General features: G+C 65.6%; 12 protein-coding genes. 4 read left to right on the top strand and 8 right to left on the bottom strand.

The window, feature by feature from the left end; all coding sequences use genetic code 11:
- Positions 1-102: 102 nt before the first annotated feature.
- Positions 103-1,026 carry a LysR substrate-binding domain-containing protein gene (locus tag HWX55_RS02245; protein ID WP_175973633.1) on the top strand — a complete coding sequence of 308 codons (924 nt, stop codon included), beginning with the start codon at positions 103-105 and terminating at the stop codon, positions 1,024-1,026.
- Between the two features lie 66 nt (positions 1,027-1,092).
- Here HWX55_RS02245 and argC read toward each other — a convergent pair whose 3' ends face one another.
- Positions 1,093-2,034 carry an N-acetyl-gamma-glutamyl-phosphate reductase gene (gene argC / locus HWX55_RS02240; RefSeq protein ID WP_175973631.1) on the bottom strand — a complete coding sequence of 314 codons (942 nt, stop codon included), beginning with the start codon at positions 2,032-2,034 and terminating at the stop codon, positions 1,093-1,095.
- 121 nt (positions 2,035-2,155) lie between these two features.
- On the opposite strand from argC, the gene HWX55_RS02235 reads away from it, so the two are divergent.
- Complete coding sequence (locus tag HWX55_RS02235) at positions 2,156-3,040, top strand: LysR family transcriptional regulator (RefSeq protein ID WP_175973629.1); 885 nt, start codon at positions 2,156-2,158, stop codon at positions 3,038-3,040.
- A 49-nt stretch (positions 3,041-3,089) separates the two neighbouring features.
- Here HWX55_RS02235 and HWX55_RS02230 read toward each other — a convergent pair whose 3' ends face one another.
- From HWX55_RS02230 to HWX55_RS02215, 4 genes are all read right to left on the bottom strand, one after another.
- The gene (locus tag HWX55_RS02230; protein WP_175973628.1) at positions 3,090-3,554 is read right to left on the bottom strand and encodes a hypothetical protein; all 465 of its coding nucleotides are present in this window, start codon (positions 3,552-3,554) and stop codon (positions 3,090-3,092) included.
- Positions 3,555-3,614: 60 nt separating this feature from the next.
- Positions 3,615-4,832, bottom strand: coding sequence for a patatin-like phospholipase family protein (locus HWX55_RS02225; RefSeq protein WP_175973626.1), 1,218 nt, complete (start codon positions 4,830-4,832; stop codon positions 3,615-3,617).
- A 122-nt stretch (positions 4,833-4,954) separates the two neighbouring features.
- Complete coding sequence (locus HWX55_RS02220; protein WP_126368365.1) at positions 4,955-5,740, bottom strand: 3-hydroxybutyrate dehydrogenase; 786 nt, start codon at positions 5,738-5,740, stop codon at positions 4,955-4,957.
- 52 nt (positions 5,741-5,792) lie between these two features.
- Positions 5,793-6,533, bottom strand: coding sequence for an acetoacetate decarboxylase (locus HWX55_RS02215; protein WP_050017224.1), 741 nt, complete (start codon positions 6,531-6,533; stop codon positions 5,793-5,795).
- A 433-nt stretch (positions 6,534-6,966) separates the two neighbouring features.
- On the opposite strand from HWX55_RS02215, the gene HWX55_RS02210 reads away from it, so the two are divergent.
- Positions 6,967-7,548 (top strand): phosphatase PAP2 family protein, encoded by a 582-nt coding sequence (locus HWX55_RS02210; protein ID WP_175973624.1) that lies wholly within the window; start codon positions 6,967-6,969, stop codon positions 7,546-7,548.
- Between the two features lie 25 nt (positions 7,549-7,573).
- Here HWX55_RS02210 and HWX55_RS02205 read toward each other — a convergent pair whose 3' ends face one another.
- The 3 genes from HWX55_RS02205 to HWX55_RS02195 form a co-directional block, all read right to left on the bottom strand.
- A complete protein-coding gene (locus HWX55_RS02205) occupies positions 7,574-7,807 on the bottom strand; it encodes a hypothetical protein (protein WP_050017222.1) in 234 nt (77 codons plus the stop codon).
- Between the two features lie 148 nt (positions 7,808-7,955).
- Complete coding sequence (locus HWX55_RS02200; RefSeq protein WP_175973622.1) at positions 7,956-8,777, bottom strand: siderophore-interacting protein; 822 nt, start codon at positions 8,775-8,777, stop codon at positions 7,956-7,958.
- Positions 8,778-8,815: 38 nt separating this feature from the next.
- Positions 8,816-9,529, bottom strand: a complete 714-nt coding sequence (locus HWX55_RS02195; RefSeq protein ID WP_175973620.1) for a PadR family transcriptional regulator — start codon at positions 9,527-9,529, stop codon at positions 8,816-8,818.
- A gap of 481 nt (positions 9,530-10,010) precedes the next feature.
- On the opposite strand from HWX55_RS02195, the gene tssI reads away from it, so the two are divergent.
- Positions 10,011-12,794 carry a type VI secretion system tip protein TssI/VgrG gene (tssI, locus tag HWX55_RS02190; protein ID WP_175973618.1) on the top strand — a complete coding sequence of 928 codons (2,784 nt, stop codon included), beginning with the start codon at positions 10,011-10,013 and terminating at the stop codon, positions 12,792-12,794.
- Positions 12,795-12,802: the final 8 nt, after the last annotated feature.

The raw sequence follows: 12,802 nt of genomic DNA, 5'->3' as shown, positions 1-12,802 counted from the left end.
GCTGGTTGGCCGGCTGCCGGGAAGGCAATGGCCCGTCACGTCATTCTATTTATTTCCATCTGGATTAAAATCGCTCAAAAGTTAATCGACTTTCCACGAATCGTGAATAAATCGCCGAACCTCGACGACCTGCGCGTGTTCAGCCTGGTCGTCCGCCTCGCGAGCTTCAGCGCGGCCGCCGAGCAGCTCGCGGTGTCGCCCGCGTATGTCAGCAAGCGCGTCGCGATGCTCGAGGCGCAACTCGGCACGCGCCTGCTGCATCGCTCGACGCGCCGCATGACGGTCACCGAAGCCGGCGATCGCGTGTTCGCGCGCGCCGAAAAGATTCTGGACGACGTCGATCATCTCGTCGAGGACGTGTCGACCACGCGCACGGTGCCGCGCGGCACGCTGCGCATGTCGAGCAGCTTCGGCTTCGGCCGGCACGTCGTCGCGCCGGCGCTGCTCGACTTCAGCGCGCGCTATCCGCAACTGAACGTGCGGCTCGATCTGTTCGACCGGCTCGTCGATGTGGCCGGCGAAGGCTACGACCTCGACGTGCGCATCGGCGACGACATCGCCGATCACCTGATCGCGCGCCGCCTTGCCGCGAACCATCGCGTGCTGTGCGCATCGCCCGACTATCTCGCCCGCCGCGGGACGCCGCGCTCGCTCGCGGATCTGGCGTCGCACGACTGTCTCGCGATCAAGGAGCGCGATCATCCGTTCGGCGTATGGCGGCTGACCGTGCGCGGCGAAACGGCGACGGTGAAGGTCGGCGGCGCGCTGTCGACGAACCACGGCGAGGTGGCCGTGCAATGGGCGCTGGCCGGGCGCGGGATCGTGCTGCGCTCGATCTGGGAAGCCGGGCCGCTGATCGAGCGCGGTGCGTTGTGCCGCGTGCTGCCGGACGCGGTCCAGCCCGCGAACATCTGGGCCGTGTATCCGGAGCGCGTCGCGGCGTCGGCGAAGGTGCGCGTGTGCGTGGATTTTCTGGTGGAGACGCTGGCCGGCCTGAATGCCGCCGCGGGTGACGATACGGCCTGAAACCGGCTAAAGGTGAGCTTTTACGGGGGGCGTGCGCACGCATCGCCGACGATGCCTGCGGGCGCGTCACGCCGCGTATCGCGCACCGAGCATCAAGTCGAGATTCTGCACGGCTGCGCCGGATGCCCCCTTGCCGAGATTGTCGAACACGGCGGACAGCAGCACCTGACCGCCGTCTGCGTTGACGAATACGCCGAGCCGCAGATCATTGGTGCCGTTCAGCGCTTGCGGATCGAGATGCGTTGCCGCGCGTGCATCCGCGAGCGGCATCACGTCGACGTGACGCGCGTTAGCGTAGTGGTGCGCGAGACACGCATGCAGCCGCTCACCCGTCACCTCGGCCGGCAGCAGGCGCAGCTCGATCGGGATGGTGAGCACGATGCCTTGCCGATAGGCACCGTAGGCCGGCACGAAGAACGGACGGTGCGCGAGCCCCGCATGTTGCCGGATCTCGGGCACGTGCTTGTGCTCGAGCGCGAGGCCGTAGACCTGCAGCGGCAACGCGTGTGCGGCGGCGTCGCCCGATTCGAACGCGTCGACGGCGGCCCTTCCGCCGCCCGAGTAACCGGACACCGCGTGGATGCTCACCGGGTAGTCGCGCGGCAGCAGCCCGGCCTGCAGCAGCGGGCGAAGCAGACCGATCGCGCCCGTCGGGTAGCAGCCCGGATTGGTCACGCGCTTCGCCTGCGCGATGTGTTGCGCGTGTCCGTCGGCCATCTCGGGAAAGCCGTAGACCCAGTCGGGCTGCGTGCGATGGGCCGAACTCGCGTCGATTACGCGTACCGCCGGGTTCCGGATGAAGCCGACCGCTTCGCGTGCGGCCGCATCGGGCAGGCACAGGATCGCGATATCGCACGCGTTGAGTGCGTCGGCGCGGCGGGCCGCATCCTTGCGTTCGGCGGCGGGAAGCGTGAGCAGCCGCAGGTCAGTGCGCTCGCGCAGACGCGCGTGAATCTGCAACCCGGTCGTGCCCTGGTCGCCGTCGATGAAGACAGTGGGGAAGCTCATGATGGTCGTGTGCGTCGCGTTCGGTCGTCGGGGGAAACCGTATCGTCCACCGAACGCCTAGAATAGGAAAAGTTGAATTTGCTGACCGTTCGATTCAGCTTTTCTGAACGAGAGGTGTGTGATGCGCGAGATCAGTCTGGACCGCCTGCGTACGCTGGTCGCGATCGCGGACCACGGCTCCTTCGTGGCGGCGGCGCAATGGCTTCATCTCGCGCCGCCGACCGTCAGCCTGCATGTCGCCGAGCTGGAAAGCCGCATCGGCGCGCCGCTGCTGTCCCGCACGCGCGGCAACGTGCGTCCTTCGGTGATCGGCGAAGTGCTGGTGGAGCGGGCGCGGCGTCTGCTGGCGGAAGTCGAATCCACGCTGGATGACGTGCAGCGACAGGTGCAGGGGTTGACCGGGCGCGTCCGCCTCGGCGCATCGACCGGCGCGATCGCGCACCTGTTGCCGCAGGCGGTGGCCGGATTGCGCGCGCAGCATCCGGATATCGACGTGCAGATCGCGGTGCTCACGTCGCATGACACGCTGGCGCGCCTTGCGCAAGGCACGCTCGATGTCGGGCTGGTCGCGCTGCCGCAAGCGCCGGTCGCGGGGCTGGCGATCCACCCGTGGCGTCGCGATCCGGTGATGGCCTTCCTGCCCGCGGACTGGCCGCTTCCGGCGCGTGTGACGTCCGCGTATCTGGCCGAGCGGCCGCTGATTCTCAACGATGCGACGACGCGCCTGTCGCGGCTCACGACCGAATGGTTCGCGCTCGGCGGCCACCGGCCCGAGCCGCGGATCGAACTCAACTACAACGACGCGATCAAGAGCCTGGTCGCCGCAGGATACGGCGCGACGCTGCTGCCGCATGAGGCGGGCGCGCCGCTGCCGGATGCGCGCATCGTGATGCGGCCGCTACGCCCGGCGTTGTGGCGTGAATTGGGGATTGCGCATCGAGCCGGCCCGGTCGAACGGGCGACGCAGCACGTGCTCGATGCGCTGCGGGCGCTCCGCGCGCGATAGCGTCCGTTGTGCGGCTGACGCGCGCGAGCCGTGCGGCCCGAACGCGCGTTCAGAGCCGGTTGTCCTTCGCGAGCGTGAGCACGCGCGCCCAGCGCTGCGCATCGCGCTTGTCCATCATCGGCAGCTTCCATTCGCCGCGCACGGCGTCGCGCACGCGCACGACGAGATGCCAGCGGCCGTCGATCGGCGCGGCCTCGCAACCGTCGAGCTGCGACAGCGTATAGCGGCCGTCGGCGCCGTCATGCGACAGCCACAGCAGCCCTTGCGTCGCGGACACGCGCAACTCGCCCCACGCGCGGTGCACGATATGCGTCCAGCCTTCTTCCTTCGTGTTCGGTGCGATGTCGTGGCGGCGCTTGATCCACCACGCGATCAGTGCGATCAGGAGCGCGGCGGCCAGCACGGCGGCCGCGATCGCGACCGGCTGGCCGAACTGCGCGGCGATGACGTGAAACAGGTGAACGGCGCCCCAGCCCAGGGCGATGAGCGCGAACAGCGCAATGAAAATCGGCATGTCGAATCGGAAAGGAGGACGGGCCGGCGCAGGCGGCGCGCCGGCCCGTGGCACACGGCATTACCGGCGGCGGTGAATGTCGTGCGTGACGAAGCCCGCGTCGTTGACGGGCAGCGCGAGGCCGTCCTTCACCGCGAGCGTCTTGCGGATGTCGTCGAGACCTGCGGACCAGTGGTCGCGCATCGTCGACAGACCGAACTGATAGTCCTTGTAGTGATGCTCGTACGCTTTCTGCTGATAGATCAGGTGCTGGATGTTGTACTTCTTGCCGCTCGACATCGCTTCGGCCTCGACGCACCACGGGTCGTTCTTGCGCTGTTCTTCCGGCACCTGTTCGAGCACGTGGCGCAGCACGTTGCGGTAGCGCTGTTCGCGCTGCAGCGTGTCGGTGACGAAACGCGTGCGGCTCGAATACTGCACGTCCTTCGTGCGCTCGGCGACGTCGGCCATGGTGCGCGGCAGCGGCCCGCGCGCGCTCCACAGATCGACCTGGAACGCGAGCGTGTCGCTGCGCGGGCGGGCGCGCAGCACTTCCATCAGCGGCGTGTTCGACACGACGCCGCCGTCCCAGTAGTACTCGCCGTCGATCTCGACGGGCGGGAACGCGGGCGGCAACGCACCGGACGCCATGAAATGCTCGGGCGCGAGACGGATGCGCGAGTTGTCGAAGTACACGAAGTTGCCGGTGCCGACGTTGACCGCGCCGACCGACACGCGCGTCTCGCCCGAATTGATCCGGTCGAAATCGCACAGTTTCAGCAGCGTCGTGCGCAGCGCCGACGTGTCGTACCAGCTGATTTTTTCCGGATGGTCGGACACGCCCGGCAGCGGCGGCGGAAAGCGCGGCACGAAAAAGCCCTGCTGGCCCTGCATCATCGCGCTGGCGGCCTGCGACGCGGTGAAGAACGTGCGGATCTGATCGATGCTGTTGAACAGCGCGAATTCGAACGCGGCCGGAATCGTCGGGAAGAACGCCGGCTGGCAGATCGTTTCCCAGAATTCGCGCAGGCGCTCGACGCGATGCTCGGGCGCATTGCCGGCGATCAGCGCGGTGTTGAGCGCGCCGATCGAGATGCCCGCGATCCAGTCGAGCGGAATGCCTGCTTCATGCAGCCCTTCGAATACGCCGGCCTGATACGCGCCGAGCGCGCCGCCGCCCTGCAGGACGAGCGCGATCGTTTCGTACGGCAGCGACCGCGCAGCGGCCGGCGCGCCGGCTTCGTGGCGCAGGTCCGCCGCATCGACGGCCTGCTTTTCTGTACGCGCGTGCGGTTTCATCAGTTGCTCCGAGAAATCCCGCCGTGGACGGCGGTGATGGATGGCGTGACGTCGATCGACGGCACGCCATCTCGAGAAGGGCGGTGGCGCGGAAGTCGCCTACCGTCGGGGAAACGCCGGCGTTACTGCATGAACCAGCCGTGGCTGACGACGAACGACTGGCCGGTGAGCGCGGCGCTCGGGAACGCCGACAGGAACAGCACCGTCTGCGCGACGTCCTGCACCGTCGTGAACACGCCGTCGACCGTGTTGCCGAGCATCACCTTCTTGATCACGTCCTCTTCGCTGATGCCGAGCTCCTTCGCCTGCTCCGGAATCTGCTTGTCGACCAGCGGCGTGCGCACGAAGCCCGGACACACGACGTGCGAGCGCACGTTGTGCTTCGCGCCTTCCTTCGCCAGCACGCGCGCGAGACCCAGCAGGCCATGCTTGGCCGTCACGTACGCGGACTTCAGCGGCGACGCCTCGTGCGAGTGCACCGAACCCATGTAGATCACGACGCCGCCGCGATCGTCCTTGTACATGTGCTTGAGCGCGGCCTTCGTCGTCAGGAACGCGCCGTCCACGTGGATCGCCTGCATCTTCTTCCAGTCAGCGAACGAGTAGTTCTCGATCGGGTTGACGATCTGGATGCCGGCGTTCGACACGAGGATGTCGACCGAGCCGAACGCGTCGGCCACCTTGTCGATGCCGCTGTTCACGGCGTCCTCGTTGGTCACGTCCATCGCGACGCCGATCGCCTTGCCGCCTGCCTTGTTGATCTCGTCGGCGACCGCGTTCGCGCCGTCCTGGTTCAGGTCGGCGATCGCGACGGCCGCGCCGGCCTTGGCCAGCTCCAGCGCGATTTCCTTGCCGATGCCGCTCGCGGCGCCCGTGACGACTGCGGTCTTGCCATTCAGGTTGCTCATGTTCGAATTCCCGTGGTGAAAGGATTGACAGGGAGAAAGGAGTGCGGACGTGTTACTGGGCCAGATAATCGTAGACGACTTCGCCGAGGCCCAATGTCAAATCTGCGACGATGTGCCGGGCTTCGACGATCTCGAGCACGGGCAGGTCGGCCACCGGCGCGAGCGCGTGCGGCGCCAGCTCGAGCGATGCCGGGCCCGTCCACGCGCCCTTCATCTTGATGTCCTGCATGTAATAGCGCACCAGTTCGCACACGCGCGCGGTGCCGTCGACGTGCGGGATGATCTTCAGCAGGAAATTGGGGCCGGCGAGCCGTTTCGTCTGCTCGTCGATGTCGAGTTCCTTGTGCTTGTAGCCCATCGTGCCGGTCGCGACGCGCACCTTGCCGTAGTCCAGCGTGCCGAGGAGGTGATCGGTGTTCACGTGCAGCGTGGGCGACGCGAGCTTCTTCGGGAAGCCCCACAGCTCGCGGCCGCCGGCGATCGGCGGGTGATCGTCGAGATACATCGCGAGCGTATAGCCGCCCGGCTGGCCGTCGTATTCGACGGGGATCACCTGGCCGCTTTCGGTGTAATCGCCGAAGCCGGTCGAATCGGCCATGCGGATGAATTCGTAATGCACGAGCGGCTCGGTGATTTGCAGCGGCTCGGGGACGATTTCACGAAGGCGGTCCGGATCGGTGCGGTACGTGATGATCAGAAACTCACGATCGACGAAACGGTACGGGCCCATCGGGAACGCAGGGCTGGTCAACGGCATCGCAAACGCTTTCGATCGGACATCGCTGGGTTTCATGCGGACTCCTTGTTGTTGATCGCTTCGTGGATGAGTGGTCGTAATCGTATGCCTGTGCATTGCCGTTGTGCGATGCCGCATATGGAATTAATTGTTGCCGATTTCGAATTATTTGCGGCATAAATATTGAGACGAATGGTGTGAAACGGCGCGGTCGGCACCCGGCCGCGTCAGCGTCGCACGCGTCGATGACGCCATCATGTGAAAAAGGTGAGTCTTTACGGGAAGCAGGGTGAGCTTTTGCGGGAGACCCGGCGCGGGAATATGACAATTGTGTGAACTTGTGTTGCAGTGCAGGTTCTAAGTGCGTTCGCCGCGCGGTCCTTGTCCGGGCGGCCGCCGCCTTAAGCACCGCCTAAGCGGTCACGTCCTAGCATCGTTCGTCTCTGGCCGGGCAACCGGCCGGTCGTTTATGCGTCACGCAACCGGATTCATGCAGAACCTCAATCTCGCCCTCTTTTCCGCCATCAACGCCGGGGTTGCGCCGCACCCGGGCGTTGCCCGCCTCGCGATCTTCGCCGCCGACTGGCTCGTCTATGCGCTGCCCGCGATGCTGCTGCTGACCTGGATCTTCGGTGCGCGCCCCGCGCGGCGCCAGGCGATCGAAGCCGGCGTCGGCGTCTGCGTGGCGCTTGTGCTCGCGCAGGCGCTCGGGCATGTCTGGTTCTCGCCGCGCCCGTTCATGGCCGGCGTCGGCACGCAGTTGATTCCGCACGCGCCGGACAGCTCGTTTCCGAGCGATCACATGACGTTCGCGTGGAGCATGGCGGTCGGCCTGCTGCTCGGCGGCACGACGCGGGTCACCGGTTTCGTGATGGCCGCGATGGCCGTGGCGATCGCATGGGGACGCGTCTATGCGGGCGTGCACTGGCCGTTCGACATGGCGGGCGGCGTGCTGGTCGGCACGGTCGGCGCGCTGGCCGCGCACCTGTACGGGCACCGTGTGACCGCGCTGCTCGAACGGCTTGGCGATTCGGTGCACGCGGTCGTGATGGGGCGCCGGCAGGCGCCGTAAGCGAAAGGAAACCGGCAGGACGCCTTCAGCCGGACGAGCCGGGCGTGCGGGCCGATTCGGCCGACGCGGATGGACCGCCACCCGCGTCGCGCAGCTCGGGTGTATCGGCCGGATGCCGCGCGGTATCGCGGTCGAGGGCGCTTTCCGTGAGGATCGCGCACATCGCGACGAACAGCGCGACGACGACCGCGGCGAGGCCGCAATAGCCGGCGATCTTCAGGTGGCGAAGGAAAGGCGAAGCGTGGCTTTCTTTTGTCATGACCGGGCGCTCCTGGGCGGGCTGCGGCGGCTGTCGCCCGACAGCGGCGCGCAGACATAGATATATACCAGCCGCGATGCCGGTGCCAAGCCCGCTGCTGCGCGGGCGCCACGATTGTTGCAACCGCCGGGCAACCGGGCGCCTCCGCTCAGTCTTCCAGCGTTTCGTGCACGGCCGCCGCGCCGCGCTTCCAGTAGGCCGCCGCGCGGATGCGCGACTTGTCGATGCCGCGTTCGCCAGTCAGGTGCTGGCGCACCGCGCGCATCGACAGCGCTTCGCCGGCCGCCCACACGTAGCCGTCGCCGGACGGCGGCAGCGGCAGATCGCGGACGGCGTTCAGCAGCGTGTCGCCGTTCGCCGTGTCGGCTTCGGCGCGGAAGCGCCAGATTTCATGCACGTCGGCGCGCGTCTCGAACGAGATCTGCGCGGTGCGATCCGCGACTTCCAGCACGACCGCCGCGCGCGCACCGGCCGGCAATTCCTCGAGACGCCGCGCGACGGCCGGCAGCGCCGTATCGTCGCCGATCAGCAAATGCCAGTCGAAATCGGTCGGGACCACGAACGAACCGCGCGGGCCGCCGATGCCGAGCCATTGGCCGACACGCGCTTGCGCGGCCCACTGCGATGCGGGGCCAGGATGGTTCAGCACGAATTCCAGATCGAGCTCGCGGGCGGCGCGATCGAAGCGGCGTGGCGTGAAGTCGCGCGCGACCGGCTTCGGTTCGCCTTCCGGAAACTCGGGGCCGTTCGCGCCGAGCGTCGGCAGCGCGGGCCGTTCCGCGCCGGGCGGCGGGAAAAAAACCTTCACGTGATCGTCGAACGATGCGGATTCGAAATCCGCGAGATCGGCGCCGCCGAGCGTGACGCGCAGCAGATGCGGCGTCACGGTATGCACGCGCAGGACCTGCAGCAGCCGGAACTTGAGGGTGTGGCGCACGCGGGTGACGGTGCGCTCGGACGTGTTCTGCATCGATCCGTTCTCCTTGGGTTGTGACGGGGCGGCGCGTTTCACGCGCCGGCGCCGCCTTCGATTTCGGCCGTCGCGCGGCGCATGATGGCCGCGATGCGGCGCTGTTCGTCGGCATCGGCGGCGCTCTTGTGCAGCAGCGCGCGCTTGAGCGCGAGACGCGCCTCGACGAATTCCGGCAGCCAGCCTGCCTGCGATTCGTCCTGCGCGTCGGCGCCGGCCGATTCCCCGGCGAACGCGCGGCGCATGAATTCCATCTTGCGAGCGAGGTGCGTGAGGCGCGCGAACAGCGTGTCGACGCGTTCGCGCTGGGCGTCGAGATGCACGCGGCCGGCGTCGGTCAGCGCATAGCGCTTGCGGTTGCCTTCCGCCTGCGACGCGACGAAGCCGACTTCGTCGAGATACGTGAGCGCCGGATACACCATGCCGGGGCTCGGGCTGTAGAAACCGTTCGAGCGCGTGTCGAGCGCCTTGATCAGTTCGTAGCCGTGGCTCGGTTGCTCGGCCACCAGCGCGAGCAGCAGCAGCTGGAGATCGTCGGAGTTGAACTGGCGGCCGCGCGGCATCGCGTCGTCGCCGAAATCGCCGAAGCCGCCGCGCCCGCCCCGGCCGCCGAACGGGCCGCCACCGAATCCATCGTGACCGCCGCGACGGTGGCGGCCGATCGCGTACCAGAGACCGGCGAACCAGTCAGGGCGGGCATGCGCACCATGACCGTCGCATCGGGCATGGCCGCGGGAGGGGTTGTGTCGCATGATCGTGTCCTGTGTGTCGTAAAACATATCTAAAGATATATATCGAAAGATAGGGCGTCAAGGGGATTATTGGGGGCGGGATGGGGAACCGGGCTGTGGCGCAGGGCTTGCGGGCAGCCGTCCTGCGTGATCGAAAGTCGGCTCTCCGCTGGCAGTCGCCGAATGCTGGGGAGTGAGGCGGCGAACTCGGACGTAGCAGATTGGCACCTACATGCGCGTAGTCTCGGTTCGGGTCCGCGCGCGGTGGGCTTTGAAAAATGCTCTGCGTCGAGAGACTCGGGAGATAGCTGGCATTCGAGCACTCCGCGTCGCTTCAAATAGAGCGACGGAAAGTGTTTTTCGTCAAATAACATGAAAAATTGCTAATCGGCATACCGATTTTTTACCTGTGCGTCATATTTTGGTAGACTCGCGCGCAGCCGCCCGCTATATAGAACAGCAACATCCGGCGGATCATAACGAATCAAACTGAGAGACCGTCGTGAATATCCGAGAGTCATTCCGCAATTTCGTATCGGGAATCGATGCGAATCGCCGGCCAGTCGTGCTGAATTGGGGTAAGGCGCAGCACGCGCTGGGGTCGAAGATCGCGTTGCAGCACGCGAGCATTCGTGAAAGCCTGATGACAGGCATCAGCGGTCAGTTGACCTGCATTTCTCAGCAGGGCGATCTGCCTCCGAAGCTTTTCATTGGAGCGCCAGTCTCAATCGGTATCGTCACGGACCGCGGCCAAGTGCATGCCATCAACGCAATTATTAGCGCCGTTCAGGTCGGCCGGACCGACGGGGAGTTGACGGTTTACCAGTTCACCGTGACTGACGCGTTGAACCTGCTGCACAAGCGCACCAACTCTCGCATCTTTCGTAACGTGAGCGTGGTCGATGTACTTGGCGTCGTCCTGAGCGAATGGCGACAGCGTAGTGTGGCCCTTGCGCAGGCGTTCGAGTTCGACCTGTCGCAACTCGATAGATCCCGCTATCCGGTTCGCTCTTTCGTACGTCAGGTCAACGAATCTGATGCCCATTTCGTCTCCCGGATTGCGCGTCGCGACGGCATCACGCTGTTCGTGCGCGCCGGACGGGTAAGCGGGGAGACAAAAGACGGCGATTCTCCCGTGCATGCGCTGGTGTTCTGCGATGACCCTCGGAAACTGGGCGAGTCCGCCGCGGGTATAGTGCGGGTTCATCCACGAGACGCTGGAACGGAACAGCGCGATACCATCACCACTCTGACGATGCGTCAGCAACTGATTTCGGGGGAATCGGGGCGCCCTTCGTGGGACTATCGATATGCTCGCGTGGACCAGTCCAGTGCATCGACAAGGATCGATCAAGGCGAATCGGGTAACGATCTCGCGAAATTGCTGACGGACATCGTGATCGACGTCCCGCATATGGCGGACTCGTGGGCAGACCACGAACGGATGACGGAAGATCGCATTCTGGCTCATGAAGCGCAGGCGGTGCGATACGACGGCGTGAGCGGAATTCGCGACCTTGCAGTCGGCTCATGGATCACGATCGCCGGAGAGGACGAGTGGGGCGCGCTCCCGTCCGACAAGCAGCAATTCGTGATTACATCATTGCACCACGAGATCTGGAACAATCTGCCCAAAGGGTTGAGCGAGCGTGCGCAGGCACTGTTCGCCGCCAGCCACACGCTTCAGCAACCACGGTCGCTGAGCGATGGCGACCCGTCTGGTCAGGATACGCGCTACGAAAATACGTTCTCGTGCGTGCCGCGTGGCACGCCTCTCACGCCGCCTTATGATCCCAAGGCTGACCTTCCGCCGACGCCGTTGATTACCGGGCGCGTGGTCGGGGCCGATGGCGAGGAAGTCAGTTGCGACGAGAATGGCTGCGTGTTCGTGCAGATTCTCGGGCAGGAACCCCGTGATCATGCGCACGCGCAGGGTGCCGGGACAAACAGCAACGAGAGCGACAGCGCACCGATTCGCGTGGCATCCAGTCTGGCCGGGCCGAATTTCGGCGAGACGTTCTTGCCGCGGGTGGGCACCGAAGTTCTGCTCGGGAGCCTCGGCGGAGATCCGGACAGGTTGGTCATCATCGGCGTACTGGCAAACGGCGCGAACATGCCGGCGAGTTTCACTCATACCGGCAGTTTGCCCGGCAATCGCTTTCTTTCCGGTATCAAGACGAAGGAAATCAAGGGGCAGCGCTACAACCAACTTCGTCTCGACGACACACCGCAACAAATCAGCGCGCAGCTTGCATCGGAGCACGCGCATAGTCAGTTGAATCTCGGCTATCTGACGCAACCGCGTGATAACGGACAGGGTGCTGACCGCGGCCAAGGTGCCGAATTGCGCACCGACGCGGCAGCCGCGTTGCGCGCGGCGCAAGGGATGCTTTTGACCACCTACGCGCGTACTCAGGCGAGCGGCGGACAGCTTGATCGCGATGAACTCGTCGAATTGCTCGGCGAATGCGCGGAGCTGTTCAAGGCGTTGGGAGATTACGCCGGACAGCACGGTGGCACGGCGACCGATGCGACGGGGCAGCAAGCTGTCGTGACCGCTTTCAAGGGTTGGACGCCAGGCGGCCATGCGTCAGGCGGCGATCGTGCGCCGAACGCTGACGCAGGCGATTCTCAGGCGCTGATGGCATTTGGCGCAAAGGCCGGTGCGCTCAATATCACTCCCAAGACTTACGTGACCTACGCCGGCGAGAACATCGATCAGATCGCGCAGCAGAACCTGCAATTCGCCGGGGGGCAGCGCGTGATCACGACGGCTGGCAAGGGCATCCATCTGTTCGGGCGGGGGGAAGGCGTCCGCGCGATTGCCGGCGAAGGCCCCGTTGTCTTGCAGGCGCAACAGGACACGCTCGCGGCGACCGCGCAGAAGGGGATACAGATCATGTCGGTCGGCGACGAAGTGTTGATCTCGGGCAAGTCGATCCGGCTCGTCGCGGAAGACGGAAGCTACGTGAAGGTCGGTGGCGGCGTCGAGGTTGGTTCCGACGGTGCGTTCACCGCACACACGGCGGGACATGATTTCGTCGGTCCGAAGACGGACCACGTTGCGCCGCCGGCGTTCAATCGCGGAGGAGCCGACCAGAAGTTCCGCTTGCGGTACCCGGGCACCGACGGTGACGATGGTACGCATCCCGTGCCGAATCGTCCGTACAAGATCACGCTGCGCAATGGCCAGGTCATTAACGGTGTCTCGGATGCACACGGGTTGACGGAGCTTGCATCGAGCGACGCGATGCACATTGCACACATTCAGGTTTTCGACGCTTAAGGCAGGCG

This window comes from Burkholderia sp. BCC1047 (genome assembly GCF_902833155.1).
Lineage (GTDB): Bacteria > Pseudomonadota > Gammaproteobacteria > Burkholderiales > Burkholderiaceae > Burkholderia > Burkholderia sola.
The sequence above is the reverse complement of the archived record's forward strand: the minus strand, read 5'-3'. Positions and strand labels throughout refer to the sequence as shown.